This is a genomic window from Rhizobium glycinendophyticum (assembly GCF_006443685.1).
Taxonomy (GTDB): domain Bacteria; phylum Pseudomonadota; class Alphaproteobacteria; order Rhizobiales; family Rhizobiaceae; genus Allorhizobium; species Allorhizobium glycinendophyticum.
In genome coordinates this window covers 35,009-60,160 of record NZ_VFYP01000007.1, presented here as the reverse complement: position 1 = coordinate 60,160, position 25,152 = coordinate 35,009, and the positions used below count along the sequence as shown (strand labels likewise).

General features: G+C 57.8%; 24 protein-coding genes. 10 read left to right on the top strand and 14 right to left on the bottom strand.

Going from position 1 to position 25,152, the window contains the following annotated elements; all coding sequences use genetic code 11:
- Nucleotides 1–57 precede the first annotated feature (57 nt).
- The 4 genes from FJQ55_RS24040 (at nt 58) to paoC (ending at nt 4,262) form a co-directional block, all read left to right on the top strand.
- The gene (locus FJQ55_RS24040; RefSeq protein WP_425467579.1) at nt 58–375 is read left to right on the top strand and encodes a DUF6894 family protein; all 318 of its coding nucleotides are present in this window, start codon (nt 58–60) and stop codon (nt 373–375) included.
- Nucleotides 376–593: 218 nt separating this feature from the next.
- Nucleotides 594–1,112, top strand: a complete 519-nt coding sequence (gene paoA, locus FJQ55_RS22075) for an aldehyde dehydrogenase iron-sulfur subunit PaoA (protein ID WP_246085242.1) — start codon at nt 594–596, stop codon at nt 1,110–1,112.
- Nucleotides 1,109–2,059, top strand: a complete 951-nt coding sequence (locus FJQ55_RS22070; RefSeq protein ID WP_140832102.1) for an FAD binding domain-containing protein — start codon at nt 1,109–1,111, stop codon at nt 2,057–2,059. The genes paoA and FJQ55_RS22070 overlap by 4 nt, the downstream gene beginning before the upstream one ends.
- Nucleotides 2,060–2,063: 4 nt before the next feature.
- A complete protein-coding gene (gene paoC / locus FJQ55_RS22065; RefSeq protein WP_140832100.1) occupies nt 2,064–4,262 on the top strand; it encodes an aldehyde oxidoreductase molybdenum-binding subunit PaoC in 2,199 nt (732 codons plus the stop codon).
- A 78-nt stretch (nt 4,263–4,340) separates the two neighbouring features.
- Here the strand turns inward: paoC and FJQ55_RS22060 are convergent, their stop codons facing one another.
- On the bottom strand, nt 4,341–5,141 hold the full coding sequence (locus FJQ55_RS22060; protein ID WP_140832099.1) for a PfkB family carbohydrate kinase: 801 nt from the start codon (nt 5,139–5,141) through the stop codon (nt 4,341–4,343).
- 71 nt (nt 5,142–5,212) lie between these two features.
- Nucleotides 5,213–6,226: an SIS domain-containing protein gene (locus FJQ55_RS22055; RefSeq protein WP_140832097.1), complete on the bottom strand. Its 1,014-nt coding sequence runs from the start codon at nt 6,224–6,226 to the stop codon at nt 5,213–5,215.
- 207 nt (nt 6,227–6,433) lie between these two features.
- Here FJQ55_RS22055 and FJQ55_RS22050 point away from each other — a divergent pair, with 207 nt between their 5' ends.
- Nucleotides 6,434–7,165: a GntR family transcriptional regulator gene (locus FJQ55_RS22050; RefSeq protein WP_140832095.1), complete on the top strand. Its 732-nt coding sequence runs from the start codon at nt 6,434–6,436 to the stop codon at nt 7,163–7,165.
- A 78-nt stretch (nt 7,166–7,243) separates the two neighbouring features.
- Here the strand turns inward: FJQ55_RS22050 and FJQ55_RS22045 are convergent, their stop codons facing one another.
- The 10 genes from FJQ55_RS22045 to FJQ55_RS21995 all read right to left on the bottom strand — a co-directional run bounded on the left by FJQ55_RS22045 (nt 7,244) and on the right by FJQ55_RS21995 (nt 18,914).
- Nucleotides 7,244–8,218, bottom strand: a complete 975-nt coding sequence (locus FJQ55_RS22045; RefSeq protein WP_140832093.1) for an amino acid ABC transporter permease — start codon at nt 8,216–8,218, stop codon at nt 7,244–7,246.
- A gap of 13 nt (nt 8,219–8,231) precedes the next feature.
- Nucleotides 8,232–9,512, bottom strand: a complete 1,281-nt coding sequence (locus tag FJQ55_RS22040) for an NAD(P)/FAD-dependent oxidoreductase (RefSeq protein ID WP_140832091.1) — start codon at nt 9,510–9,512, stop codon at nt 8,232–8,234.
- A 57-nt stretch (nt 9,513–9,569) separates the two neighbouring features.
- Nucleotides 9,570–10,397, bottom strand: coding sequence for a transporter substrate-binding domain-containing protein (locus tag FJQ55_RS22035; RefSeq protein WP_425467576.1), 828 nt, complete (start codon nt 10,395–10,397; stop codon nt 9,570–9,572).
- A 266-nt stretch (nt 10,398–10,663) separates the two neighbouring features.
- Nucleotides 10,664–11,839, bottom strand: coding sequence for a GGDEF domain-containing protein (locus tag FJQ55_RS22030; protein WP_140832087.1), 1,176 nt, complete (start codon nt 11,837–11,839; stop codon nt 10,664–10,666).
- A 912-nt stretch (nt 11,840–12,751) separates the two neighbouring features.
- Nucleotides 12,752–14,005 (bottom strand): aminotransferase class I/II-fold pyridoxal phosphate-dependent enzyme, encoded by a 1,254-nt coding sequence (locus FJQ55_RS22020; protein WP_140832083.1) that lies wholly within the window; start codon nt 14,003–14,005, stop codon nt 12,752–12,754.
- A 105-nt stretch (nt 14,006–14,110) separates the two neighbouring features.
- The gene (locus FJQ55_RS22015; protein ID WP_140832081.1) at nt 14,111–14,821 is read right to left on the bottom strand and encodes a winged helix-turn-helix transcriptional regulator; all 711 of its coding nucleotides are present in this window, start codon (nt 14,819–14,821) and stop codon (nt 14,111–14,113) included.
- Nucleotides 14,822–14,932: 111 nt separating this feature from the next.
- Nucleotides 14,933–15,961: an ABC transporter substrate-binding protein gene (locus FJQ55_RS22010; protein WP_246085248.1), complete on the bottom strand. Its 1,029-nt coding sequence runs from the start codon at nt 15,959–15,961 to the stop codon at nt 14,933–14,935.
- A gap of 26 nt (nt 15,962–15,987) precedes the next feature.
- Nucleotides 15,988–16,725, bottom strand: a complete 738-nt coding sequence (locus FJQ55_RS22005; RefSeq protein ID WP_140832231.1) for an ABC transporter permease — start codon at nt 16,723–16,725, stop codon at nt 15,988–15,990.
- A gap of 145 nt (nt 16,726–16,870) precedes the next feature.
- A complete protein-coding gene (locus FJQ55_RS22000; protein WP_140832077.1) occupies nt 16,871–17,761 on the bottom strand; it encodes an ABC transporter permease in 891 nt (296 codons plus the stop codon).
- A 10-nt stretch (nt 17,762–17,771) separates the two neighbouring features.
- Nucleotides 17,772–18,914, bottom strand: a complete 1,143-nt coding sequence (locus FJQ55_RS21995) for an ABC transporter ATP-binding protein (RefSeq protein WP_140832075.1) — start codon at nt 18,912–18,914, stop codon at nt 17,772–17,774.
- Nucleotides 18,915–19,115: 201 nt separating this feature from the next.
- Here FJQ55_RS21995 and FJQ55_RS21990 point away from each other — a divergent pair, with 201 nt between their 5' ends.
- The 4 genes from FJQ55_RS21990 to fabG all read left to right on the top strand — a co-directional run bounded on the left by FJQ55_RS21990 (nt 19,116) and on the right by fabG (nt 23,749).
- Nucleotides 19,116–19,793, top strand: a complete 678-nt coding sequence (locus tag FJQ55_RS21990) for a GntR family transcriptional regulator (RefSeq protein WP_140832073.1) — start codon at nt 19,116–19,118, stop codon at nt 19,791–19,793.
- Nucleotides 19,794–19,905: 112 nt separating this feature from the next.
- On the top strand, nt 19,906–21,255 hold the full coding sequence (locus FJQ55_RS21985; protein WP_140832071.1) for an aspartate aminotransferase family protein: 1,350 nt from the start codon (nt 19,906–19,908) through the stop codon (nt 21,253–21,255).
- The gene (locus FJQ55_RS21980) at nt 21,252–22,973 is read left to right on the top strand and encodes an acetolactate synthase catalytic subunit (RefSeq protein WP_425467575.1); all 1,722 of its coding nucleotides are present in this window, start codon (nt 21,252–21,254) and stop codon (nt 22,971–22,973) included. Before FJQ55_RS21985 ends, FJQ55_RS21980 begins: the two co-directional genes overlap by 4 nt.
- Nucleotides 22,970–23,749: a 3-oxoacyl-ACP reductase FabG gene (fabG, locus tag FJQ55_RS21975; RefSeq protein ID WP_425467582.1), complete on the top strand. Its 780-nt coding sequence runs from the start codon at nt 22,970–22,972 to the stop codon at nt 23,747–23,749. The genes FJQ55_RS21980 and fabG overlap by 4 nt, the downstream gene beginning before the upstream one ends.
- On the opposite strand, the gene FJQ55_RS23770 is transcribed toward fabG, so the two are convergent.
- On the bottom strand, nt 23,721–23,978 hold the full coding sequence (locus FJQ55_RS23770) for a hypothetical protein (protein WP_246085241.1): 258 nt from the start codon (nt 23,976–23,978) through the stop codon (nt 23,721–23,723). The two genes, fabG and FJQ55_RS23770, sit on opposite strands and share 29 nt — an antisense overlap.
- On the opposite strand from FJQ55_RS23770, the gene FJQ55_RS24035 reads away from it, so the two are divergent.
- The gene (locus FJQ55_RS24035; RefSeq protein ID WP_425467581.1) at nt 23,904–24,443 is read left to right on the top strand and encodes a winged helix-turn-helix domain-containing protein; all 540 of its coding nucleotides are present in this window, start codon (nt 23,904–23,906) and stop codon (nt 24,441–24,443) included. The two genes, FJQ55_RS23770 and FJQ55_RS24035, sit on opposite strands and share 75 nt — an antisense overlap.
- On the opposite strand, the gene FJQ55_RS21965 is transcribed toward FJQ55_RS24035, so the two are convergent.
- Complete coding sequence (locus FJQ55_RS21965; RefSeq protein ID WP_140832063.1) at nt 24,433–24,987, bottom strand: hypothetical protein; 555 nt, start codon at nt 24,985–24,987, stop codon at nt 24,433–24,435. The genes FJQ55_RS24035 and FJQ55_RS21965 overlap by 11 nt on opposite strands.
- Nucleotides 24,988–25,152: the final 165 nt, after the last annotated feature.

Sequence of the window (25,152 nt, the reverse complement as noted above, 5' to 3'; positions counted from 1 at the left end):
AACGCCTATACCTCCCTGCTTACCGATTGTGTTAAGATGTAGCCCGTTTTTCCAAAATTGATCAGATCTGTCTCAAGAAGGAGTGGTCGATTGCAAAGATATTTTTTCCACGCCGTGTTCGATGGGAACCCCGTGGTGGACGTGGATGGTATCGAACTTGAGAATCCTCGTGCTGCACGCGCTTCAGCGGTAGATGGGATTCGAGATATAGTCGCAGAGGCTATTCGACAGGGGTTGCCTTGTGCGATATCTAGTGTCGAAATACGTGATAGTAGCGGAGAGTTGTTGGATGTTGTTCGGCTCGGTGAGGCGGTCAAGGTTCCGTTCGAGCAACTGTCTAAAATTATAAAGCGAAGCAATCTGAAGGTAATCTGAAGAATAGTGAGTTGATGAACTGGAACTCGTCTTTGATTTGATCTCACGAGGCTGATTCTCAAACGAGATACCGTTTATCAGCAAAGGGATCGAAGGTTTCCATCGTTTTCGGATCGAGGCGGAACTTTATCTCCCTGATCTAATTTGTGTTCCGACTGGCCCGTTTCGAGGGTGCCGATCCGTGGCACCTTAACCTGCCAAAATTCATGGGGAACCAAGTGACGACAACAAGCTCACTCACATTGTCGGTCAATGGCGAGCACTGTTCGCTTGATATTGACAATCGTACCACCTTGCTCGACGCGCTGCGCGAACACCTGCATTTGACCGGCACCAAAAAAGGTTGCGATCACGGTCAGTGTGGCGCCTGCACCGTCATCGTGGAGGGACGCCGGATCAATTCCTGCCTGACGCTTGCCGTGATGCATGAGGGCGACGAAATCACCACGATTGAGGGCCTTGGCCAGCCGGACAATCTGCACCCCATGCAGGCCGCCTTCGTCAAGCATGATGGCTTTCAGTGCGGCTATTGCACGCCAGGGCAGATCTGTTCTGCCGTTGCAGTGCTTGCCGAAATCGACGCCAACATTCCAAGCCATGTCACCGATGACCTGACCGGCGAACCCGAGGTGACGGCGGACGAGATCCGCGAACGCATGAGTGGCAATCTCTGTCGGTGCGGAGCCTATTCCAACATCCTCGATGCCATTCTCGACGTTGCAGGAGAGCCGGCATGAGAGAGTTTACCTACGAACGCGCCGCCTCCGTTGAGGCTGCAGCCCAGGCGGTTGTTGCCAATCCCAGTGCCAAATTTATCGCGGGCGGCACCAATCTACTCGATCTGATGAAACTGCAGATCGAAACGCCGTCGCATCTGATCGACGTCAATGGTCTCGGTCTCGACGAGATCGAGCAGACCCCGGAAGGTGGCTTGCGCATTGGCGCTTTGGTTCGCAACACTGACCTTGCCTCGCATGCAATCGTACGGCGCGACTACGCGCTTTTGTCGCGGGCGCTGCTGGCGGGTGCGTCCGGTCAGTTGCGTAACAAGGCGACGACCGCTGGAAACCTCCTGCAGCGAACTCGCTGTCCCTATTTTTACGACCCCAATCTGCCCTGCAACAAGCGAAACCCCGGCAGTGGCTGTTCGGCCATCGGTGGTATCACCCGGCAGCTGGCAGTGATTGGCGTTAGTGATGCCTGTATTGCAACCCATCCCAGCGATATGGCTGTTGCCCTGCGGGCACTGGATGCCGTTATCGAAACGGTCAAGGCGGACGGGTCGCGACGGTCGATCCCGATCGCCGAGTTCCATCTCTTGCCCGCAGACACGCCCCATATCGAGACCGTGCTGGAAACGGGCGAATTTATCGTTGCCGTGACACTGCCGGCTCCGATCGGAGGGCTGCAGATCTACCGTAAGGTAAGGGATCGGGCGTCTTATGCCTTTGCCCTTGTCTCGGTCGGAGCCGTCATCCATCCGGACGGGACGGGCCGGGTCGCGATCGGTGGTGTCGCGCACAAGCCGTGGCGGGTCGAGGAGGCAGAGACGGCATTGCCGAACGGTGCCCGCGCGGCAAGTGCGGCCATCCTTGAAGGGGCCCGTCCTACGGAGCAGAACCGGTTCAAGGTCGATCTCGTCCAGCGCACGCTGGGGTCAGTGCTCGCCGAGGCGAAGGGATAAGATCATGAAATTCGACAAGCCAGCAACAGCCAACCCGATCGATCGCCTGAAGGTCGTCGGCCAGCCGACCCATCGCATCGACGGCCCGCTCAAGACGACCGGCCAGGCGACCTATGCCTATGAGTGGCATGACCCCGACCTCGCCTATGTGTACGGTTATCCAGTGGGTGCAGCCATCGCCAAAGGCCATGTCACCGCGATCGATACCGATGCCGCAAAAGAGGCTCCCGGTGTCCTTAATGTCTTGACGACCCTAGATATCGGCGACCTCCCCAAGGGCGAGAAGAACACAGCAAAGCTTTTCGGCGGGAGCGAGATCCAGCACTACCACCAGGCAGTCGCGATCGTTATCGCGGAAACATTCGAGCAGGCGCGCGCTGCGGCAGCACTGGTGAAGGTCGACTATGCCGCGGAGCAAGGGGCTTACGATCTGCGTGCGGCGATGCCGGATGCAGAGACCCCCGAACCGTCGACAGAGCCGGAAAGCGCATTTGGCGATTTTGACGCGGCTTTCCGGGGCGCACCGGTGACACTTGATGCGGAGTACACGACCCCTGATCAGTCGCACTCGATGATCGAGCCGCATTCCTCCATTGCTCTTTGGGACGGTGACGCGGTCACGGTCTGGACCTCGAGCCAAATGATCGATTGGTGGCGAAGCGATCTCGCCATCACGCTTGGCATTGACAAGGAGAAGGTGCATCTGATGTCGCCCTTCATTGGCGGCGGCTTCGGTGGCAAGCTGTTTCTGCGCGCAGACGCTCTTCTAGCCGCCCTGGCATCCAAGGCGGTGGGGCGGCCGGTCAAGGTCGCTTTGCCCCGTCCGATGGTGCCCAACAATACCACACATCGTCCAGCGACCATTCAGAGGATCCGGATCGGGGCGGAACGCGATGGAAAGATTACTGCAATTGCCCATGAAAGCTGGTCGGGTGACCTGCCGGGAGGGGGGCCGGAAGTCGCGGTGATGCAGACGCGTCTGCTCTACGCCGGTGCCAATCGGATGACTGCGATGAAGCTCGCAACGCTCGACCTGCCGGAAGGTAACGCCATGCGGGCCCCTGGCGAAGCGCCGGGCATGATGGCGCTCGAGATTGCGATCGACGAGATGGCTGAGAAACTCGGGATGGACCCGATCGCATTCCGGATTGCCAATGACACACAGGTGGATCCGGAGCACCCCGAGCGCCCCTTTTCCTATCGCGATCTTGTCGGCTGTCTCAATCGTGGAGCCGAGATCTTCGGGTGGGAGAAGAGACAGGCGCCGGGCTTGCGCCGCGAAGGCAACTGGATGATCGGTCTTGGCGTTGCGGCCGCCTTCCGCAACAATCTGCTTGTCCCATCCGGAGCGCGCGTTCGGCTGGATAACCGCGGCATCGTGACCGTTGAAACCGACATGACGGATATCGGAACCGGAAGCTACACCATCATTGCCCAGACGGCTGCCGAAATGATGGGCGTAAACATCGACAAGGTCGAGGTTAAGCTGGGAGATTCCCGCTATCCGATATCCGCCGGTTCCGGTGGCCAGTTCGGAGCCAATTCGTCGACATCGGGGGTTTATGCGGCTTGTGTCAAACTGCGCGAAGCCGTTGCAAGCAAACTCGGTTTCAACTCGTCCGACGCCATCTTCGAAGACGGAGCCGTCCGCTCGGGCAACCGTGCGGTGACGCTTTCTGATGCAGCCTCTGACGAGGAACTGGTGGGTGAGGATACGATGGAATGGGGGGATCTCTCTCAGACCCACCAGCAGTCGACCTTTGGCGGCCATTTCGTCGAGGTGGCCGTCGACATTGCAACGGGCGAAACCCGGATCCGCCGCATGCTTGCTGTCTGTGCTGCCGGGCGCATCCTCAACCCGATCACGGCGCGCAGCCAGGTCATTGGGGCGATGACCATGGGGGCAGGCGGGGCACTGTCCGAAGAACTGTCAGTCGACACCCGTTATGGGCTCTTCGTCAATCACGATCTGGCCCTTTATGAAGTCCCGGTTCATGCGGACATCCCGCATCAGGAGGTGATCTTCATGGACGAGACCGACCCCTATTCCTCCCCGATGAAGGCGAAGGGCGTGGGCGAGCTTGGCCTTTGCGGTGTCTCTGCGGCGATCGCGAACGCCATCTACAACGCGACCGGCATCCGCGTCAGGAATTATCCCATCACGCTCGACAAGCTGATCGGGCAACTGCCGGAGGTCGCCTGAGCACCCGAACAGCTCCCGGCGGTTTTGAGGATCGCTTAGGGCTGATGCGCTGCGGCGGGGGGGCCTCGTCAACGCTCGCTAAGCGGATTGGGGAAAGCCGCCGATATGGTTGCAGGTCCGCGCGGCCGTTCGACATCCCGCAGCAAGGCAGGCGGGTATGCCGGATCCCGACCGGTAAGCTGACAGAAAGCCGGCGATAAAGCTGTCACCAGCACCGGTCGTGTCGACAACCTCGATTTTTTCGGCTTCGACGGCGTAGCTTGCGATACCGTCGGACGCGCAGGCGCCGCGCGCCCCTTTCGTTACTACGGCAAGTTTAGCTCCGTCGCCCAGGAGGCGGGCAACGAGATCTGCTGCGGCTGCATCGTCTTCGCCTGCCGAGCCGAAGGCGATGGTGAGACCCGCCACGCCAAGATGAACCGGATCGGCATTGACCGTGATATCCTGGGACACACTGACGCCTTGCGCCACCAGCCGCTTTCGAAGTTCCCCGTTGTCGTCCATCCAGCCGATATGCACATGGTCCATGTGATCAAGAGCATGGAGATCATCGACCGAGGGACGATAACCAGCGCAAACACCGAAGTCTTCATGAGCAAAGACACGTTCGCCTGACGGCAAGACATCAATGTCGGTATATGCTGTGGTCCCTGCCTTTTGCTGAACGAAATGGACATTCACGCCGCGGCTCGCCAACGCCTCGATCGTTCGCCTGCCGTCCGGATCAAGACCGACAGCACCGAAGTAGTGGGCGGTTTCGCCGAGCAGCGCCAGCTGGACTGCGACATTGACGGCGTTGCCGCCGATCATTGACATGCCGGAGGGGCGAAATCGATCAATGCAATTGTCGCCGACGATGGCGAATCGGGATCTGCTCATGCTTCATCCATAAAAGGATCGGCGGGCCTTGCAAGACACGGCAGGGCCCACCCGACATCCTCATACGCCGATCAGTAGGCGACGCGTTTATAGTATCGGCGTGTGGTCAGGGGATGATTCCGCATCACCTCAAGATGCGCGCTGATGCGCTCCAGAACGGTCGCCAGCAGAATCGGCGAGATCAGAGCGCGGACCGGCTTGGAGATGCCTGGAAGATCCAATGCAGCGGTGTCGAGGACCAGCAGCTTTTCCGTATAGGTCGGGGCAAAGTTCTCGATCCGCTCGGCGAGTGGACGCAAGTCGTCTTCGCCCTTGAACAGGACAAGGCTCACATCCTTGTCGATGAGTTCGAGCGTGCCATGGAAGAAGTCGGAGGCATGGACGGGGCGCGTGCGGATCCACTGCATCTCTTCAAGAATGCACATCCCATAATAGAAGGCCTGCGGCCAGACGTTCCCGGCGCCCGTGATGATGTGATAGTCGGAGGCCGCAAGCTTGCGGGCGAAGTTCTCCGCCTTCGGCTCATAGGCCCGCTTTACCTCGAGCAACAGGGCCGGAAGGCGGTCGAGTTCTGTGACAATCTCGTCGTAGTTTCTGATCTCGTTTCGATGGTGGAGGATCGAAAGTGCGATGAACAGAGACTGCAGATAGAAGGATTCGCAGGAGGTGTCATCTTCGGCGAAGTTGACGAAGACATGATCTCCGCCCTGGCCAAGCGGGGTGTTTTCGTGGCCGACAAGGGTGATGACCGTCGCGCCGATCTCCTTCAACCGCGCAAGAAGGGCAACGCTTTCCTTGGTGGTTCCAGACAGCGAAGGCATCACGACGATCGACTTTTCCGTCAGATGAGCCGAGCCGGTGAGAACGAGCTCCGCCGGCAGGTCGATGTAGGCGGGAAAGCGGGAGCTGCGCTGCAGAAGCTGGAGGGCCGGCTGCATCAGGATGGCGGCGCCGCCCGTGCCGAGGAAGAAGATGTTCTCCGCACCAGCCGAGAGGCATTGCCCGATGACAGCATCCAGCCGCTGGCGCAACGCCACGGCGCCTCCCTGGATCTTCAGGAAACGGTCTTCGTCAAAATTCAGCATCTGCGATCTCCAGTCTCAGGGGTCGTCGCCGAAACGGCCGACAATGTTGTAAGACAACTGACATCTTTGACGTCGCGCGTCAAGCGGGGAGAGGCAAGCGGAAACGGCTCTCGACCCGCAACTGGAGGCATGACGTCGGGGAGAGGGGGTGCTTGACCTTCCCACCTTTGTCAGACAAGAACAGTCAGGCGAAACACAGAGGCTGTCTTGGACGAACCTATCCGCGATACCAGAACGCTGGTCATCCAGCTGCGCGACCGGATCGCCGAACTGATCCGCGAGGAGGGCTTGCATCCGGGCGACAAGTTGCCGACGGAAGCCCAACTGACCCAGCGGTTCAAGATCTCACGGCCTGCGCTCCGTGAGGCCCTTAAACTCCTGGAGCAGGACGACATCATCTATGTCGAACATGGCCGCGGCCGTTTCGTTTCCGCCATGTCAGCCGTTCAGGTCGACCGGCCGATCACCGTGTTTGAGAGCGTGACGGCCATGGCCGGCCACTATGGCTACAAGCCGATCAACAAGGTTCTTTCGATTTCGGAAGAAAGTCCATCCGCCGAGGTCGCAGAGGCCTTGAGGCTCGGCAAGGATGGAAGGGTTATCCGCATTGAGCGGCTTCGATTGAATGACGACGCGCCGATCCTCTACTGCATCGACTATGTCCCGCGCGCCATTATCCCGGCCAAGCTCTACGACATCGACTGGAGCGGCTCGCTGCTCAACCTGATGGAACAGTATCGCAACCGCCCACGCATGTCGGCAGCCAAGGTTTCGGCCGTGCTGTTGCCAGAAGACGTCGTACAGCGGCACGATCTTGCCGACTTCGGCCCGGCACTCCTGATTGCCGAAACCTGCTTTAATGCTGCAGGCGACCCGGTGATCTACGCTGTCGATTATCATCGCGGCAGCCATTTCACCTTCAGCCTGGTTCGCAAGTGACAGGCCTACCCGTCTAGAGTTATGGCCTGGCTCGGTCCCGAAGGCGGCCATCGAGGAGGCGGCCGATCGTAGCTGCGCCTAGCGAACGTTGAAGCGTCCGAAGCGCTCCTCGATCCGTGACTGCAGGAATTCAAGACCGATCGAAAGGACCCAGTAGATCATCGATGCCGTGATCAGCATCTCGATGTGTCGGAACTCCGTCTGACCCTGGGTGCGGGCCAGATACATGATTTCCCAGACGCCGACGACCGAGACGAGGGACGAATCCTTCAGCATAGCGATGAACTGGTTGCCCGTCGGCGGAATGATGACCCGCATGGCCTGGGGCAGGATGACGAGAGCCATGGTCTGGCTGGGGCTCAGTCCAAGGGCCGTCGCCCCTTCGGTCTGGCCCCGCGAGATGCTTTCAATCCCAGCGCGGAAAATCTCGGTCATGTAGGCGCCGTAGCACAGCGACAGCGCTAGGATGCCGGCAGGGACCGCGCCGATGACATAGCCCACCTGGGGTAGACCCAGATAGATGATGTAGATCTGCATGAGCAGAGGCAGGCCGCGAAACAGGGAGGTGTAGAAGGTGGCAAGTCCGTAGACGACGCCGTTGCGGGAAAGCTTGGCAATCGCGCCCGCCATGGCGATGACGGTGGCGATCAGGATCGATATGGCGGAAATGAAGAGGGTCGTGGTCACCCCTTGCGTAATCAGGAAGCCGATCTTTTTGGCGATGAAGGCGAACGACAGGTCGAAGGAGTAGAAGAACAGCATCAGCAGGAAGAACAATTCGCACCAGACCGCGATGGTCTGCTGGGTCTTGGTCTTCAGGAGATGCAAGAGACGCCAATTGGCCCAGATGGCGAGCGCAAGCAGCAGGGAGGAAAGGACACGACCTGCCACCTGATTATCGGTTATAAACGCCGCACTTGCCGGAATGAACCGTCCAATCCAGGCAGAACTGATCCCCAGCCCATAGAAACTGGCAGTGACCACCAGGAGGAGCGCCAGCCCGCCGACGCGGCGCGAGGTCTCAGGATAAGTCAGGAGAAGACGACCGATCATGCGTGTGGTCCTTTCAGGCGGCTCGTTCCCGCCACCAGTCCTGCGCCTGGAGCTTCCAATATGTAAGTTGGGCAACCGCAAGTCCGGCCATGCCGCCCGCCCACACCAGGCCGAAGGGTTGGAACTGTTTATAGCGATCGCTTTGGCCGAGAATGCCTTCAGCGACCACCTTGCCGCCAATTGCCGTCGTGTTCAGGCCATGGCCACCAAAGGCGGTGCAGTGCCAGACACCCGGCTGCATTTCCCCGATCTGGGGCATCAGATGACGGGCATAAGACATTAGTCCCGACCAGGCGATCTCGGTCTTCAGACCAGCCAGTTGTGGGTAGGTGCCGGTCATCTCGCGGCGCAGCTCATCAACAATGCCTGCGGTCGACGCCGCACGCGTCGTGATGCGACCGCCCCACAGCAGTCGCTTGCCGCCGTCGACGAGGCGGTAATAGTCGCCAGCGCGCCTGTTGTCGCCGATACCGTCGCGGGTCGCAATCGCTGAAGCAATCAGGTCGGGTGCCTCTTCGCTGACCATCACATAGGTGGCAATGGGCAGAAAGGCTTGCTTCAGCTTTGCGTTCAACCCGGTCGTATATCCACCTGTCGAGAAGACGACCGTGCGGGCGCGCACCATCCCGTCAGAGGTGCGCACCTGCTTTTCAGTCCCGGAAAGCTCCGTGGTTGAGGCAGCGGAGTTCTCGTAGATGATACCCCCCAGGCGCTCGATCTCCGTCGCAAGGCCGCGCAGATAGTTCAATGGGTGGATGTGAAAGGCGCGCGGGTCGCGGACGGCGTGAAAATAACGCTGCGACTTCAGCACCGTGCGCACGGCCTGGGTATCTAGATAGGTCAGGTTCTGACCATGGGCGCGATTGGTCGCCTCGGCGTAACCGCGCAGACTTTCGCCATCATCATATCGCAGCACGCTGGTGACGCCGTCGATCGGATCGGTGCCGGCAATACCGAGCGCTGCGATCGTTTCGCGCACGAACTGAACGCCCTCGAGGGAGAGTTGGTACAGCCGGTCAGCCGCGGTTGCACCACACCGTCCGGCGATTTGCTCGTGGCCGGTCGAATAGCCGCCACTGACGAAACCGCCATTGCGACCCGATGCGCCAAAGCCTACCGATTTGGCTTCCAGAACAACCACTTTCTGGCCGCCGCGCGCCAGCTGCAGGGCAGTGGTAAGGCCCGCAAGGCCCGCGCCGATGATGACCGTGTCACAGTCAACGGAACCGGAAAGCGCAGCACGTTCGCGTCGCTCCGCAAGCGTTCTTGCGTAATAGGTGTCGGGGTAATTCATGAAGCACCGCGTGGAATTGGCAGGGCGTGCGGAGTTTCTCCGCACGCGTTGTCCGGTTCAGTCTGCGCTATAGTCCTTGCCGTACCACTTGGTGGTGAGCGCAGATAGCGTGCCGTCCTTCTTCATATCCTCGATCAGTCCGCCGACCTTTGCGGTCCATTCCGCATCGCCCTTTTCGGCAATGATCACCAGAGGCTCGCTGAAAGCGCGCTCGCCTTCGAGCATGCGCAGCGGATAACCGTTCTTGATGGCATTCATGGCCGTCTGCTCAGGCGCGATGACTGCATCGAGACGCACACCGTCGCCAAGGCGCAGATCGTCGAATGGCAGCATCGAATCGGCGAAGGTCCGAACTTCACCCGGCTCCAGCTTATACTCGATCGGCGGAAGCCCCGGCGCATCGATTTCGAGCTTGCGATTGACGAAGTCTTCGGATGTCGTGGCCGTCTCTACGCCGATGACCTTGCCCTTCAGATCCTCGACGGTCTTCGCCGTGCTGTCCTTGTGCACGACATAAACATAAGGGCTGTAGTAATAGATGCCGACGAAGTCGATGACCTGGGCACGGGCCTTGGTGGGCGTCACCGAGCCGACGCCGAGATCGTAACGACCCTGCCAGTGACCGCCAGTCAGCGTGGCCCATTCCGGCGTCTCGAAGCTCACCTCGACGCCGAGGCGTTTGGCAATCTCGCGCGATACGTCGATGTCGAAGCCGACCATCTCGTTGTTGTCGTCGAGATAGCTCTGCGGCGGCCAGCCGCTATTGGTTGCGACCACCATGGCCTTCTTTTCCATGACGCGGTCGAGGGTCGCTCCGGCATGGGCAACGGTGGCAAAGACGAGCGCAGCAGCGCCGGCTGCCAGAGTAGTGATGAACTTTTTCACGACAGTCCTCCTGTTGAACCGCCAGACCATGTTCCCTGTTATGTAAGATGTCTGACAACATTAGTTGAGTTCATTGCCCTCGCTCTGTCAATCGGGACGGCTCTACCATCGCATGAAAAAATCTCATGGACCGATGTTTTTCGCTCATAGATGGGCAAAGGCGGAATTCAGCGGAGGGCGCGATCTTGGAACCATGCATGACTGCAAAGCAGTGGGTCTGCGGATGTTGTCAGATGCCTCTGGCGAAGCACCTTCATAAAAGAGAGCTAATGGAGCATGTTGTCAGTCTTCCTGACGCGGTTTGGGTCGGCGAGCTTGACCCTGTTGCGGCCGGCATTCTTGGCCGCATAAAGGGCAATGTCGGCCTGTCGGAATGCTTCCGTGAGATCGCCGCCGGCCGAAACGGAGGCCACTCCAAAGCTTGCGGTGACCTTCAGGCTGTCCGGCAAACCGGCCATCTTGCCCGTCTCCATGCGCAAATCTTCGGCCAGACGCATGGCGATGTCAGGCTGCGTATCCGGCAAGAAGATCGCGAACTCTTCTCCTCCAATCCTGCCGACAACCGCGTCATCGGGAACGCATGTCCGCAATCGCTGTCCAAAGCCCTCGATGACGCGGTCGCCGGTGGCGTGGCCGAACGTATCGTTGATCCGCTTGAAATGGTCCATGTCGCAGAGCACCACGGCATGCGTGGTGCCCGGCGTCTGCTGCAACAGATTTCTAACTCGACGATCGAAGCCCCGCCTGTTGGCAACACCAGAGAGCAGATCAATCTCCGATTCTGTTCTCTGATCCATTAAGATTTCCAGGATCAGGGCCGCCAGCAGGGTCAGCCCGATCCCGACCATCAGGACCGCAGTGGAGCTCTGGGAAACGAGCGCGTAATTCGAGTAGATATAATTCTTGGCCACGCCACCAGAGCCCACCGCGACGGCCAAGGCCGCTTTGCCGATGAAATGCAGTCCGGTAATCAAAAGAAGTCCGCCGAGAAAGCGATCGACGGTCATGCGCCGGTTTGAAGACAGCACCATCCAGGCACTTGTCAGAACGACGACCGCAAAGGGTGCTTGATACAGAAAGGCGTGGGTGGAGGTCCCCCTGGGCAAATCGTAGATCATGTATGCGAGTATGAGGCTCGCTCCCGTGAACACAGCGATGAGCCTTCGATCAAACTGCCGGTGATAGAGCTCGCCGATGCCGACCTTCAACATGACCATTCCGACGAGAACCGTGGCAAACGCACCGAGGGCCCAGACCTTCGTCAGGCTTGTATAGGCGACCAGAAGTTCGCAAAGCGCCGACAGGGAAGCGACGCCAAATCCTGCGGCAATCCAGATGGCTGCACTGCGCGATCGACTGTTCTTGGCAACGACGATGAACACCGCACAGAAGGACATGGCCACGAGAAAATTGACCACCAGCAGAAAAGATGCGCCGTTCATATGGATCTCGCCGAGTTACGCAAGGCAGAAGCCCAAACTGGGAATATTCCGGTACCCGGTAAGCCTAAGGTGTAAAGAGTCCGTAATTCTATCATTGGTAATAGTCTCAAACAGCGCTACGGACCCGACCTTCGGCGTCAAGACGCCTTTTAATCCTTGGTACATAGCGCCCGCTCGAATGGCGTGCCCTCGGGCGCACTCCTGGCCTGCCTTCGAAGTGCCATTCCAAGGCTACAGAGGTTATCGCTTACCTTGTTTTGGGGATGCCGAGACTTGTAAATTTCCGGCGGTGAGCCTCACGAACTGATCCCATCGGGAGAAGCAGTCTCTGGCGGGGCATCCGTAATCGTAATCAGACGATCAATCGACTATCTCGACGGCTGCTTGAAGCTGCGGCCTTTGAAGGCTCGACGAAGATTGCCAGTCAAGGCTCATCTTAAAGTGATGAGATGAAGTAGCGCACACATGGGCCTCATTCACGGGATTTTACCGAGCCGTGACGCTGTGCTGCTCCAGATTTGGAAACCCGCCGGCCTCGTTCACTTCACCGGCAAGCCAGCTATGAATTAAATTGAGGGCCTGCGATTTCAGCAAGGGTGCCTTGTCAATCTGGTGCCGCAATGCCTAGGTGGCGGGTGTCGGCAAAAAAGCCAAAGCTTGCCCTGATCGACTTCATTGTCCTAGCGCAGTCGACTTCAGATTAAACCAAGCTTTCTTGCAGTGGAAATCGTCCCAACGATATCTGATGCTCCCAGCGCGTGACGGGCACAGGTCAGATGATGACCAACGGAGCTTGAACTCACACCTTCTATCACTGCTGTTTCCGTGATCGACTTCCCCTCGGCAACCCATTTCAGGCAAGTTATTTCTACTGCCGATAAACGGCGACCCTTTTCGTCGATGGTCTCTCGCTTATGCATGCGCGTCGCGAATTTCTGCCCTGATGCCCTCAATTGCAGTGCAGAGACCGCGGATCTGCTCCTCTGTGTGAGAAGCCGTCAGGCAGATACGAAGTCCGGCATCGCCCCGGGCGACTGTCGGGAAGAAGATGGCCGATGTATAAAAGCCCAGCGCCAAAAGTTGGCGGGCCGCCGCTACGGAGATCAATGCGTCACCAAATCGGATCGTGCGGATTGGCAGATCCTCGGTGCTGTCACGGGTCGGCAGCAACTGATCCAGCAGGGAGAGGTTCGCCCGCAAGGCCCTCTGTCGATCGGAAAGCTCGGCGCTTCTGTGGATCATCGCTGAAGCCCGTGCCGCCCCAATCGCGGCCGTATTGAGCGACGCAGAAAAGGCATGAGCGACGGCAAAGCGGCGAAACAGGAGTTCTTGCGTGGGCGTGCCTAACATCAAAATGCCGCCAGACGCGCCAAATCCTTTGCCGAGCGAGGCTGCAACGATAGTTCGCTCGCCAAGCTCGGAGAACTCCGATCTTGCAAAGCCTGCGCCGTTCTCCCCCACGAGCGAGATCCCATGCGCGTCATCAATGTAAAGAAACAGACCGTAGCGTTGCTGCAAAGCGCGCAACGCCGCCAAGGGCGCGCTGCCGCCCATGGAATAAACGCCATCACAGACATAAGCGACACACCGATGGCTTCGGCAGAGAGCCTCCAGTGCGAACATGTCGTTGTGCTCAATTGTTTCGACCTTCGTCTCACCAGCAACGGTTGCCTTGTGTTGGGCAAGCGTCGCATGGGCAGACTTATCAAAGACGACAAGAGGTTTTTCCCCGTCAGTCAGATGCCCGGACGCGAGCAGAGGAAGAGCGCTCATATTGGCAGCGAGCACCGTGGTGAAGGTAATGACCCGAGCCTTGAAGAGATCTGACAGGTTTTCTTCGAGTTCGCCCAGAATGCTGAAGTTGAGCCGTGTCCTTGCACATGACCAATGCAGGGTACCCGCATCGCGCACAGCTTTTTCTGCTGCCGTGACGATCTCAGGATGATTATCAAGGCCAAGATAGGAGCAGCGAACGAAATCACTGATTTCTCTGTCTTCGCCAGTCAGCCTGACAGTGCGGCCTGGTCCGGGCGCTGCATAAAGAGCCATTATTCCTTGGTAATGGGCTGCCTCAAAATTTGCGCCGGCGGCATCGATCATAAGTGCCGTGTTGCGGAATCGGGGCCTGTCGCTCGTGCTGCCCCGTAGCTGATCTGTTGTGCTCATGATGGCCTTCCTCGCTACCTTCGCGAGTATTTGGCCTCGGATTGCCCGCCATGACAACGAAGCTTTCACAAAGAAAACTTCAAGATTGTTTAAAGGACCGATTGTTCAGCTGCAGAGTTCGTCTCTCACAAGTGCATAGCCGCTTGAGCGGACGGTGCGAATGGTGGCGCGGCGCGTGATCGCAGAAATTTCACGCCGGAGATTGGCTATGTGTACGTCGACGGTCCGAGCGCTTACATGGGTTAATTCCGGCCATGCTGCTTCGATCAGTTCCGCCCGTGAGACCACGTGACCGGGGGTTTTCAGAAGCCGCCTGAGCAGGCTGAACGGGATGGGACTGAGATGGGCGCTGCGATGTTCGCTCTTTAGAAGCCGCGTTTGTTGATCAATCTCCAGATCGCCAAAATAGGAGACATCACCCAGTCGAGACGCGACCACATGCGGGTTCTTGCCAGGTTCACCCAAGGTACGCAGGAAGAAGAGGATACGCTCAGGAGAAACAGGTCGCATAAATCCTTCGTCTATCCCTGATTTCAACAAAAGTAGATAGTTCCGTTCGTGGCTGGCAGGGATGAGGGCTACAATTGGAAGATGGCTTGTGAGCCCATGGGCTTTCACCTCCTGGCAAAAGCGGGCGACGCGGTCGATGCCGTCGCTCGTGTCTACGAGTATCGCCACTACACTCTTGAGTGGGGCAGCCAAGATTGCATCGAGGCCGTTGGCGGATAATGCATCGAAACCCGCGGTCCCTAGGATATGGCTCATCAGCATGTAAAAATCCGGATCTTGCGAATAGATCGTTACCAGCTTCGACATCGGTCTCGCTCGCCTCCAGCGCCTGACAACCGTCAGGCCAGCCAATGTTTACACCGCCTGGCCCTTCTTTGACGGTAGCCGACAGACACCCGGCCACCGGCGAAGTGGGAATTAACGAACCCAACTGTTCCAGCGCTGCAGAAGCGTCGCTGAATTGGCGTTGATCCATGCCGCGTCGGGTATGATGACGTGATTCCGGATGTCTTCTGCCGTGGGCATTGACTGTCGAGTGGCCTCGGACATGAGGGCGAGCGCCTCCGTGCTCGGCGGCGTGCACGACAGCACATCGCAGGCCTTCGCCTGAACAGAAGGGTTGTCGAGCCAGTAGGCAATCAGCTTCAACGCATTGTCCCGGTGGGGGGCGCCCTTAACAAGGGCCACACGGTCCCCGACCAGGAATGATGCCTCATAGGACCAGCCGATCGGCAATGCGTCATTTTTCATGGCCCTTGCTCGCGTCAACCAGATCTGACCAAGATCATACTCCTCGTTTCGAAACCCCTGTACGCTCTGGTCGCCAGTTTTCCACCATACCGTGACCTCGTCACGGATCTTGTCCAGCTTGGCAAATCCGCGATCGAGATCGAGCGGGAAGAGCTTGTCCCTTTCCACGCCATCCGCGAGAAGAGCTGCGGCCAGAACCCTCCACGGATCGTCAAAGTTTGGGAAGGCACGGCCACCTGGAAAGGACTTTGTGTCCCACATATCGGCCCATGTCCGCGGATGCCGCGTGGCGCCTTCTTTCAGTCTGTATGCCAAAAGCGTCGCCGTCGACTGCACAAGTGCACCGCCGGCGGCACAAGCATTCTTCGCCAGATCCGCTTTTGTGGAGAAGGGGAGGCAGAACGCCGTAAGGTCTTCCGTGACCAGTCTATGCGCCTCCGAAGCCGCCTGGATCTCGCCTTCGAGATAGAGATCCCAGGTTACATTACCGGACTTCACCATTGCCGAAGCTTTGGTACGCATTTCTGCATTGGTAGCAGACACAATCGTCACGGGGATCCCGGTCTCGGCAGTGAAAGGATCGAACCAGGCTTCCTTCAATGCTCGATCATACGCGCCACCGGTCGAGGCGATCACGACTGGCTCTGCGGCCAATGCCGGACGATGAACCGTTGCGAGGCTGATGACCAAGCTCATGGTGAGGCCGAAGATATTGCTGATCTTCATGGATATTCCACTCCTTCTTCGTTTTTCGGGGGCGTTTTGGCCTTGGTGACAAACTGCGTAAGACCGATCAGCAACAGGGAGGCAATTACAGTGACGCTGGACGCAGCTGCGATGATCGGCGTGAGATTGAAATCAATGTCTTCGAACATCTTGCGACCAATGGCTTTCCCGCCAACGTCCGAGATGAAGAAGGCAACCGTTGCCTCGTCGAAAGAGGCGAGGAAGGCAAAGACTGCGCCCGAGCCCACGCCTGACCTGATATTGGGAAGCGTGACATGGAAGAAGCTCTGCCAGCGGTTGGCTCCGCAATTGAGTGCCGCAAGTTCGAGAGCTGGATCCAGCCGCTTAAGTGCAGCCGTCACGGTGATGATGACGAATGGAACTGCTAGAACGGTATGTGCTGTCAGAAACCCCGGCAGTGTGCCGGTTAGCTTGAGGGGAGCAAACACCAGGTAGAGTGCAATGCCGAGCACGATGTGAGGGACGATCATCGGTCCCAGTGCCAAGGCGTTAACCAGACCCTTTAGGGGCAGGTCACCACGCTCAATCGCCAGAGCGGCCATTGTCCCAATGACGGTGGCGGTCAAGGACGTGGCGATGGCAATCTTCAGACTGAACCAGGTTGCAGCCATCCAGTCGGGATCCCCGAAGTAGGCGATGTACCAGTCAAACGTCAATCCCTGGGGCGGGAACTGCAGATGCGTCGACGTGCTAAGCGACATCGGCAGGATCATCAGTGTCGGCAGTATGAGAAAAAACAGGATCGACAAAACGCTTAGAACGGTGAGCACTTTGAGCCCTGCTCGTAATCCGGATCCAGCGAAACTCTTCCCCGCAACGAGATGATTTTTCGCAAGGGGAAACCGGCTGATTTTTCTATCAACGAACACTGTGAAATCCTTTGTTGAGTGACAGCGCCTTGCGGAACAGGAGGACAATAATCAGTGTTACGGCGAGCAGGACGGTCGATAAGGACGCCGCAAAGGGCCAGTCGAGGAGTACGGTGGTCTGTTGGCCGATCAGGGTCGCCATCAGCATGGAGCTGGGCCCACCCAACAACGCCGGCGTGATATAGAAGCCGAGCGCCAGCACGAAACATAAGAGTCCACCGGCAAAGACCCCCGGCAGGCTCAATGGCAGAATGATGCGTAGGAACGTCTGAGCCGTGTTGGCACCAAGATTTGCGGCCGCCCGGCCGAAATCGGGTGACAATGTTTTCAAGGTCGCAAAGATAGGCAGGATAGCAAATGGCAACAGCACATGGGTCATGCCAAGTAAGACGGCACCGTGTGTGTAGAGCAGCTTCAAAGGGCCGTCGATAAGGCCTTGATCGCGAAGAAAGTTGTTGATCGGCCCGTTGCGCTGAAGAAGGATGATCCATGCATAGGAGCGGATCAGGACAGATGTCCAAAGGGGTACGAACACACACGCCGCGATCGCGAAGGCGAACTTTGCGCGTAGTTTCGCCATCGCGATTGCGACAGGATAGCCCAGCATCAGGCACAAACCCGTGACCATCGCCGCTGTTGCAAGCGTGTCGAGGAGGATCTTCACATAAAGCGGATCGTCCCATATTCGCCTGTAGGTCTCGCCACCATTGGTGAGGCTAAGGCTCACGAGCTTGGCGACTGGGTAAACGAAACCAAGTGACAGGGCCGCAAGGAGAGGGACAGCAAGGAGCGCAGACACAAGAGGTGAAAAACGAGCGGCATCTCGCCCCAGGACAAGGCCCTTAAACTGCCGTGCAGGAAACGCAGACGATTGGGTCATCGGCATCTCCTCAATGGCCATCAAAGACGAGAGCGGTGTCGGGTGCGATCCGTAGGGATACCTTCGCTCCTCGCTCAGGGAGCTCCCCTAGCTGCGCTGGCAACGAGGCTCTCAACACCACGTCAGATGCAGCATCCACACGAATAAGCGCGATGCGGGATGCGCCCGCAAAGACGATCGTCTCTACCGTGCCGCAGAAGCCACCGGGTACGTCTGGCCGCGATCTAAAAGAAGTAGTATCTCTGCCGTTGCGTGAATTTACGGATCCGGTTTCGATCTCAAGGTGTTCCGGCCGAACCCCCAGTCTTACGGGTGATCCGTTTTCTGGTGGTTGCATGTCCAACATGTTGGTCGGGCAGATTTCTAGAATTGTCGCGCCACATCGGATCGTGAGCGAAGATCCTGATGTTTGGCAAACCGTGCCCGGAATGAAGTTGATGGAGCCCACGAAGTCGGCGATAAACGCGCTCCTGGGACGCTTATAGAGTTCAATCGGCGTGCCAACCTGTTCAAGTCTACCGCCACGCATGACGGCAACACGGTCCGACATGGTCAAGGCTTCTTCCTGATCATGGGTGACGTAGATGACCGTCGCTCCGATCCGCTCCTGGATCTGCTTGATCTCGATCTGCATGCTTTCTCTCAGCTTCTTGTCGAGAGCTCCAAGCGGTTCGTCCATCAAGATAACCGGAGGATCGAACACGAGGGCTCTAGCGACCGCGACGCGCTGCTGCTGACCACCAGAGAGTTCATGAGGATAGCGATTTTGCAGCGCGCCCAGCTGCACTAGATCCAGCATCGCATTGATGCGGTCGTTCACAGCACTTCCCTCGGCCAGGCGACGCATCTTAAGCGGAAAGGCGATGTTCTGCCTGACAGTCATGTGGGGGAAGAGGGCGTATTTCTGAAACACCATGCCAATATTGCGGCGATGGGGGGCAAGCGATGTGACGTCCTGACTTCCGACGAAAATCGCGCCAGCAGTCGGCGCCTCGAACCCGGCGATCATGGTCAACAGGGAGGTCTTGCCCGACCCGGAGGGGCCGACAATGGAGACAAACTCACCGGCTTTCACTTCGAGGTTTGTGTCCTGGACTGCCCAGATCGGCCCGTATTTTTTCTGTACATGGCGTAGCGTCAATTGTTGTCCCATGCTGTTCCCTTGTTTTGTAGATGCGACCTGTCCCTGCGCTTCCGGATCTGGCCGGGCGGGGTTGGGTCCTGCCCGCGCGTGGGGCAGGTGACTTCAAACGCGTCAATTGCTAATGTTTGATCCGACAAACTTTGCCAAAACTTCACAATTCCATTTTTGTTACATCAAAAAATGGGAGTGTCAACACGCTGAGGGGGAAGAATGCCGGACAAGAACCAAGATTACTCGCGAAGCGAGCAGCCACTGAATATTGGCGACACGGTTTATGCGCAGTTGAAGGATCGCGTCACACGTGGCGCCTACAGGCCTGGCGACAAGCTTTCCATCCGCTCGGTGGCGGAGGCGCTCGATGTTGGCCTCTCACCGGCCAGGGATGCGGTCAATCGTCTCGTTGCCGACGGCGTGCTCGTTTATGCTGGCCCAAAGACCGTGATCATCCCTGTCCTGAAAAGCGCCGACCTCAGGGAGATCACCTTGATCAGGATTGCGCTTGAAGGCCTTGCGGCCGAAATGGCAGTTCAGAACTCTACTCAGGAAGACATTGTTTCTCTTGGAGAAATACAAAAGAAGATCAATTCTGCTCTCGAGGCCAGGGCCTACAGTGATGCGCTCTGGTACAACAAGGAATTCCACTTTCATGTTTACGGCTGTTCCCGTCTGCCTCATCTTATTTCAATGATTGAGCCGCTCTGGCTGAGGGTAGGCCCATCCTTCTACAGTCTCTATCCGGAATTTGCAGAGGCTCGCCACGGTGTCCGCAACCACGAAATGGTTATCGAAGCTCTGGGCGATCGTGACGGGGGTGCGCTGCGGGCTGCGATAGAAAACGATATCAGGGACGGTTATCGCCGGCTGCGCCAGGCGCTGAAGGAGCGTTGAATGCGGGTTGCTTAAAATTGTTATACGAGCTTGACCTTCTGAATTTTTGTTATATCAATTGTGTTGACTTTGCAAAGTGTCGATCCTTTAGCAACACAAAGGCAAGCAACACATGTTATCAGAATTGGCAGTCGGGATTGCGGCGCGCGAGCGTTCGCGGTCCACCGACCTCTACCTTCGTGGCCGAAGCGTCTTTCCCGGCGGCGTCACTCGGGCGACAATCGAGCTGGACCCGCAACCGATCTACATGGCGTCAGGTAAGGGTGCCTATGTTCAGGATGTGGATGGCAATCGCTTCCTCGATCTGAACAACAATTTTACCACACTCATCCACGGTCATGGATATCCTCCGGTCGCAGATGCTGTGAGCCGGCTTCTGCACAATGGCTCCTGCTTTTCTAACCCGACGCATTATGAAATCGCCCTTGCTGAACTTCTGGTCGACCGCATCCCGACAGTGGAGCAACTGCGGTTCGTCAATACCGGAACAGAGGCCGTCATGTTTGCGATCAAGGCGGCCCGTGCGTATACAGGCCGGCCTGCCATTATAAGATTTGCCGGTTGCTACCACGGCTCTTACGACTGGGCAGAAACCGGACAGAATGGGGTGATGGTGCACAATGGCGTCGACGGCACGACCGGTCTCCCAGGTTATGCCGGCGCACCTGCCCAATCGGCAGATGATGTCATTGTGCTCGAGTTCAATGACATCGAAGCACTTGAGCGCGCCGTCAAGCGCCATGCCGACCACCTTGCGGCAATCTTGATCGATCCCATGCCGAGCAGAGCAGGTTTGTTGCAGCCACTCCCGCAGTTCGTGGCACGTGTGAACGCTCTCGCCAAACGACATGGAATTTTGCTAATTGCCGATGAAGTCTTGAACCTTCGGCAAGGCTACTGCGGCGCGTCACATCGTTACGGCTTCCAGCCGGATCTCATCACTCTCGGCAAGATCATAGGCGGTGGCTTCCCGATCGGAGCGATCGGCGGCCGTGCCGACGTCATGGCCGTATTTGGCGGCGATGCTCCAAATCCTCTCGTGCCGCAAGGCGGCACCTTCTCGGCCAACCCCGTGTCGATGATTGCCGGCCTCGTAGCTATGGAGACGCTTACGCCTGAAGCCTTCGGCCGGCTTGAGCTCATGGGCGAAACGCTTTGTGGGGAATTGCGTGAGTGTGCGGCAAGACTGGGCCGCCCGTTTTCAGTCGCAGGTGCAGCATCCCTGTTTCGCATTCATCCCAAATCGCTCCTTCCGCGGACCTACACGGAAGCTCGCATGACTGCCGGACAGACACAGTGCATGCGCGCGCTTACTCGCTTTTTCCGAGAGCAAGGCATCCTTCTTCCATTTGGCGCCGCCGCATGCCTTTCGACCGCGATGACGGAGCGTGACATCGATCAGGTGGCATCCGTCTTTCAACAGTTTCTACAGTCACAGCATCAGCCTAGCTGGGAGGAATGATCATGGACTCGCATATTCTCGAAAAGACAGTGGCTGACAGGGTCGCAGACGCGCTGGTGCGCCACCAGGTGAAATACCTCTTTGCCCAGAGCCTCCCCTCAGCCGTGGTTTTGGCCGCAGAGGCTCGGGGCATTTGCCAAATTTCCTACCGCCAGGAAAACATGGGTGGCGCCATGGCTGACGGCTATGCACGCATGTCAGGAAAAGTTGGTGTTGTCGCGGCCCAAAACGGGCCAGCAGCTACCTTGCTCGTTCCACCGCTCGCGGAAGCAATGAAAGCCAGCGTGCCGATCGTTGCTCTGGTGCAGGAAGTTGAACGCGATCAAGCTGATCGTAATGCATTTCAGGAGCTCGATCACGTTTCACTTTTCCAGTCCTGTACAAAATGGGTGCGCCGCATACAGGTCGAGAATCGGATTGATGATTACGTGGACGCAGCTTTCACTGCAGCGAGTTCGGGGCGACCGGGGCCTGTCGCGCTGTTGCTGCCGGCGGACCTGCTACGGTCCAAAGCCAATGCGAGCGGGAGCGTGCGGGTCGCATGCCTCGGCCATTATCCGCTGGATCGACTAAGGCCAACAGACAGTTTGATCGAGCAGGCAGCCGACTGGCTCGTTTCTGCGCAGCGTCCGGTCGTACTTGCCGGAGGTGGAGTCCATGGCGCAGGCGCCTCGCAAGAACTGGCTCGTCTGCAAGATATGGCGAGCTTGCCCGTCGCTACCACAAATATGGGCAAGGGCTCGGTCGATGAGCATCATTCGCTCTCATTGGGCGTACTTGGCTCGCTGACCGGTCCCGCGTCGCTTGGCAAACATACAGTATCGTTTCTGGCGAATGCTGACCTTGTCGTTCTCGTCGGGACACGGACCAACCAGAACGGCACTGACAATTGGTCACAGATCCCGCCAGCTGCGCGGCTGATCCATATCGATATCGACCCAAGCGAGATCGGTCGTAATTTCGAGGCATTGCGGCTGGCGGGGGACGCGCGCGAAACTCTTTGCGCGCTGAACGCCGCGCTCGTCAAGCGTGACCTCAGCCAGCAGACAGCGAGGAGGGCGCAGCTTGAGGCCGAAATTGCGCTATGCTGGCAGCTGTTCGAAACGGCGAGGAAGTCATCTTATGCTTCCGCCCGTTCGCCGATCCGGCCCGAGCGAGTTATGGGTGAGCTTCAGCCATGGTTGAACACTGGCCTGACTGTTGTCGCCGATGCCAGCTATTCGTCCATGTGGGTCACGGGACAGTTGCGCGCTGTTTCATCTGGCACCCGGTTCATCACGCCTCGCGGACTTGCGGGGCTAGGCTGGGGACTGCCGCTCGCTATCGGTGCCAAATTGGCGCGTCCTGATAAGCCTGTCGTTGCTCTCGTCGGCGACGGTGGTTTCGCTCATAGCTGGGCTGAGCTCGAGACCCTGGTCAGAATGAAAATCCCAGTGACTGTGATCGTTCTCAATAATGGGATTCTCGGTTTCCAGCGTGACGCAGAAAACGTCAAGTTTGGGAGATACACGACCGCCTGCCATTTTGCTCCGGTCGACCACTCGGTGATAGCCGCCGCCTGCGGATGCCAGTCGGTCCGCATCGCGGATCCGGAAGCGCTTGCGCAACAGATCCGGAATGGCATCGAAGCAGATAGCCCTTATCTGATCGAAGTCATGACGGATCCCGAAGCACATCCCCCGCTGTCTCTTTTTGCCAAAATGGATCAGGCGGCCTGATGGGAGGACTTTCGCAGCGAATTGCTGTTGTAAGCGGCGGCAGCTCGGGTATCGGGCTCGCCGTTGTCACGCAGCTCCTTGTTGCGGGCTATAAGGTCGCATTCTTCGGTCAGCATTCAGAACACGTCGATGCGGCATTGACCGCGCTGCATCGACAATTCGATCCCAACGATATCTTGGGTCGACGCGCTGACATATCGGTGCTGAACGATGTTCAAGCCTTCTTTGCCGAGGTCGAACAGTTATGGCGAAAGCCGGATATCCTGATCTGCAACGCTGGAATATCGCCCAAGACGCCAGAGGGTGCACCAACGCCTTTTGCCAGCATGGATCTAGAAGAGTGGCACGGGGTGCTCGCAGTCAATCTCACGGGTGCGATGCTTTGCTGTCAGGCTGTCATCCCATCTATGACATCTTCTCGGTTTGGTCGGATCATCTTGGTTGGGTCCATCGCCGGCCGAACCCTACCGAAAGTGGCGGGTGCGGCCTATGTCGCCTCAAAAGCCGGACTAAGCGGCCTTTGTCGCTCGCTGGTGGCGAGCAGCATTGGGAGTGGGGTCACGATCAATGTCGTGGCACCAGGGCGTGTTCTGACAGAGATGGCGGGGTCCGCAGATAGTCCAGTCAACACAGCGATCTTGGAGCGCGTCCCCGTTGGCCGCCTCGGCACACCTGACGACATCGCGCACGCAATAACTTTCCTCGCGTCGAGTGAGGCGGGCTTCATCAATGGCGCCATCCTCGACGTCAACGGTGGGGAATTTGCTCCCCTCTAAACAGGGTTAGCCTATGAAAATCTTGATCTGTGTAACGGATGCACAGCTCTTTCTCCTGCTTCGTCATATCCTGGCGGATGAAGGTTTCGATGCTGTGCTTGTGACAGAGCTCGACGAGCTTCAGCAACTGGACGATCCCAAGTCTGTTGCGGCGATGATCATAGACCGGATAAGGCCGGTACCAGCTCTCGACGCCTTCGTCGTCGCGGCACGGGAAAAGCTTCCGCACGTGGGTGTCATTTGCCTAGACCGATGCCACTCCTTAGGGCAGGCGTGTTCCCATCCGTGCGAGCTTCGTCTCGAAAGTCCCTTCAACCCTGGCCTACTAATGGGGTTTCTTCGGCCGTTGAGGCACCGCCTCTCATTGAAGATAGCCACAGATACCGGCCGCATCCTTCAATTTGCCGATCTCTCCATGGATGTCGGAGCAGTTAAGGTCCTGAGAGCCGGGCGAGAAGTTCCGCTAACGGCGCTGCAATTTCGGCTGTTGCGCCGTTTGCTGCTCCATCCTTCAAGGGTATGTGACCGAGAGGATCTCATCAGGACCTGCTGGCCAAGAGCGGCCGAGGTCGAGCCACGTACGGTTGACGTCCATATGGGTCACATTCGCCGGGCACTCTCCGTTTCTGGGCCAAACTTGATCCGCACGATTAGAGGCCGTGGCTATGCTCTCGAAATGCCAATCAGTTCTTGAGCTTTTGAAACAGGTTTGCGAGCTCCTTGAATTCCGTTTTTTCACCAGCCATCCAAGCATCGAGAGCACAATAAGCAACCGCAGTGGGGGCGGCAGCTCCGAAAACGGCAAGTATCTCTTGTGTCATGAATCCGGGTTCCTTTCCCAAATGCGGATCCGGGTTCGACTTGTCAATCTTCTGAAATCGCGACAATGCACTCTCCCTGCGTCCGGCAGAGGAGCTAAAAAATGATATTCGCCGGACGGTGTCGCACAGGTTTTGTCCATTTTCACGGACATATGTGCCGTCCCTGGCGAAGGGGTCGCATGGCATATAATACCTATCGTTGTGCGCCTGGCAAGCTGGTGTTACTTTGGGCAGCGAAATCAAACGAGGAGCTAAAGTCAGCTCCAGCCTTTCCGTTCGGGATCGTGCTTCATAACTCTCATCGAACAACACAATTAACCGCCGCAGGTGGGGCTTGAGATACGTCACCGTCAGACAAACCGGCTTCTCGAGGGAGAAACTGTTTGCCGCGCATATCGGCCTATGGGTTCTTAGCATCTTTGCTCCCTTGACGGGGCTGTCCCACCTACGACAGCAAACCACGAAATAGATCCGTGGCTCATTGACCCAAGACATTACAGATGTTGCCTGACAGTGGCTTCGCAAGCGCTGCAGCGAGTCCTGCCATCTGAGGCCCGTCTATCTCATCGACCGGCTGGATGT

Coding starts and splice junctions, on each gene's coding strand:
- FJQ55_RS22070 (WP_140832102.1), top strand. CDS start 1,109: ATGAGAGAGTTTACCTACGAACGCGCCGCCTCCGTTGAGGCTGCAGCC.
- paoC (WP_140832100.1), top strand. CDS start 2,064: ATGAAATTCGACAAGCCAGCAACAGCCAACCCGATCGATCGCCTGAAG.
- FJQ55_RS22060 (WP_140832099.1), bottom strand. CDS start 5,141: ATGAGCAGATCCCGATTCGCCATCGTCGGCGACAATTGCATTGATCGA.
- FJQ55_RS22055 (WP_140832097.1), bottom strand. CDS start 6,226: ATGCTGAATTTTGACGAAGACCGTTTCCTGAAGATCCAGGGAGGCGCC.
- FJQ55_RS22045 (WP_140832093.1), bottom strand. CDS start 8,218: ATGATCGGTCGTCTTCTCCTGACTTATCCTGAGACCTCGCGCCGCGTC.
- FJQ55_RS22040 (WP_140832091.1), bottom strand. CDS start 9,512: ATGAATTACCCCGACACCTATTACGCAAGAACGCTTGCGGAGCGACGC.
- FJQ55_RS22030 (WP_140832087.1), bottom strand. CDS start 11,839: ATGAACGGCGCATCTTTTCTGCTGGTGGTCAATTTTCTCGTGGCCATG.
- FJQ55_RS22020 (WP_140832083.1), bottom strand. CDS start 14,005: ATGAGCACAACAGATCAGCTACGGGGCAGCACGAGCGACAGGCCCCGA.
- FJQ55_RS22015 (WP_140832081.1), bottom strand. CDS start 14,821: ATGTCGAAGCTGGTAACGATCTATTCGCAAGATCCGGATTTTTACATG.
- FJQ55_RS22010 (WP_246085248.1), bottom strand. CDS start 15,961: ATGAGCTTGGTCATCAGCCTCGCAACGGTTCATCGTCCGGCATTGGCC.
- FJQ55_RS22005 (WP_140832231.1), bottom strand. CDS start 16,725: ATGATCCTGCCGATGTCGCTTAGCACGTCGACGCATCTGCAGTTCCCG.
- FJQ55_RS22000 (WP_140832077.1), bottom strand. CDS start 17,761: ATGACCCAATCGTCTGCGTTTCCTGCACGGCAGTTTAAGGGCCTTGTC.
- FJQ55_RS21995 (WP_140832075.1), bottom strand. CDS start 18,914: ATGGGACAACAATTGACGCTACGCCATGTACAGAAAAAATACGGGCCG.
- FJQ55_RS21990 (WP_140832073.1), top strand. CDS start 19,116: ATGCCGGACAAGAACCAAGATTACTCGCGAAGCGAGCAGCCACTGAAT.
- FJQ55_RS21985 (WP_140832071.1), top strand. CDS start 19,906: ATGTTATCAGAATTGGCAGTCGGGATTGCGGCGCGCGAGCGTTCGCGG.
- FJQ55_RS21980 (WP_425467575.1), top strand. CDS start 21,252: ATGATCATGGACTCGCATATTCTCGAAAAGACAGTGGCTGACAGGGTC.
- FJQ55_RS24035 (WP_425467581.1), top strand. CDS start 23,904: ATGATCATAGACCGGATAAGGCCGGTACCAGCTCTCGACGCCTTCGTC.
- FJQ55_RS21965 (WP_140832063.1), bottom strand. CDS start 24,987: ATGCTAAGAACCCATAGGCCGATATGCGCGGCAAACAGTTTCTCCCTC.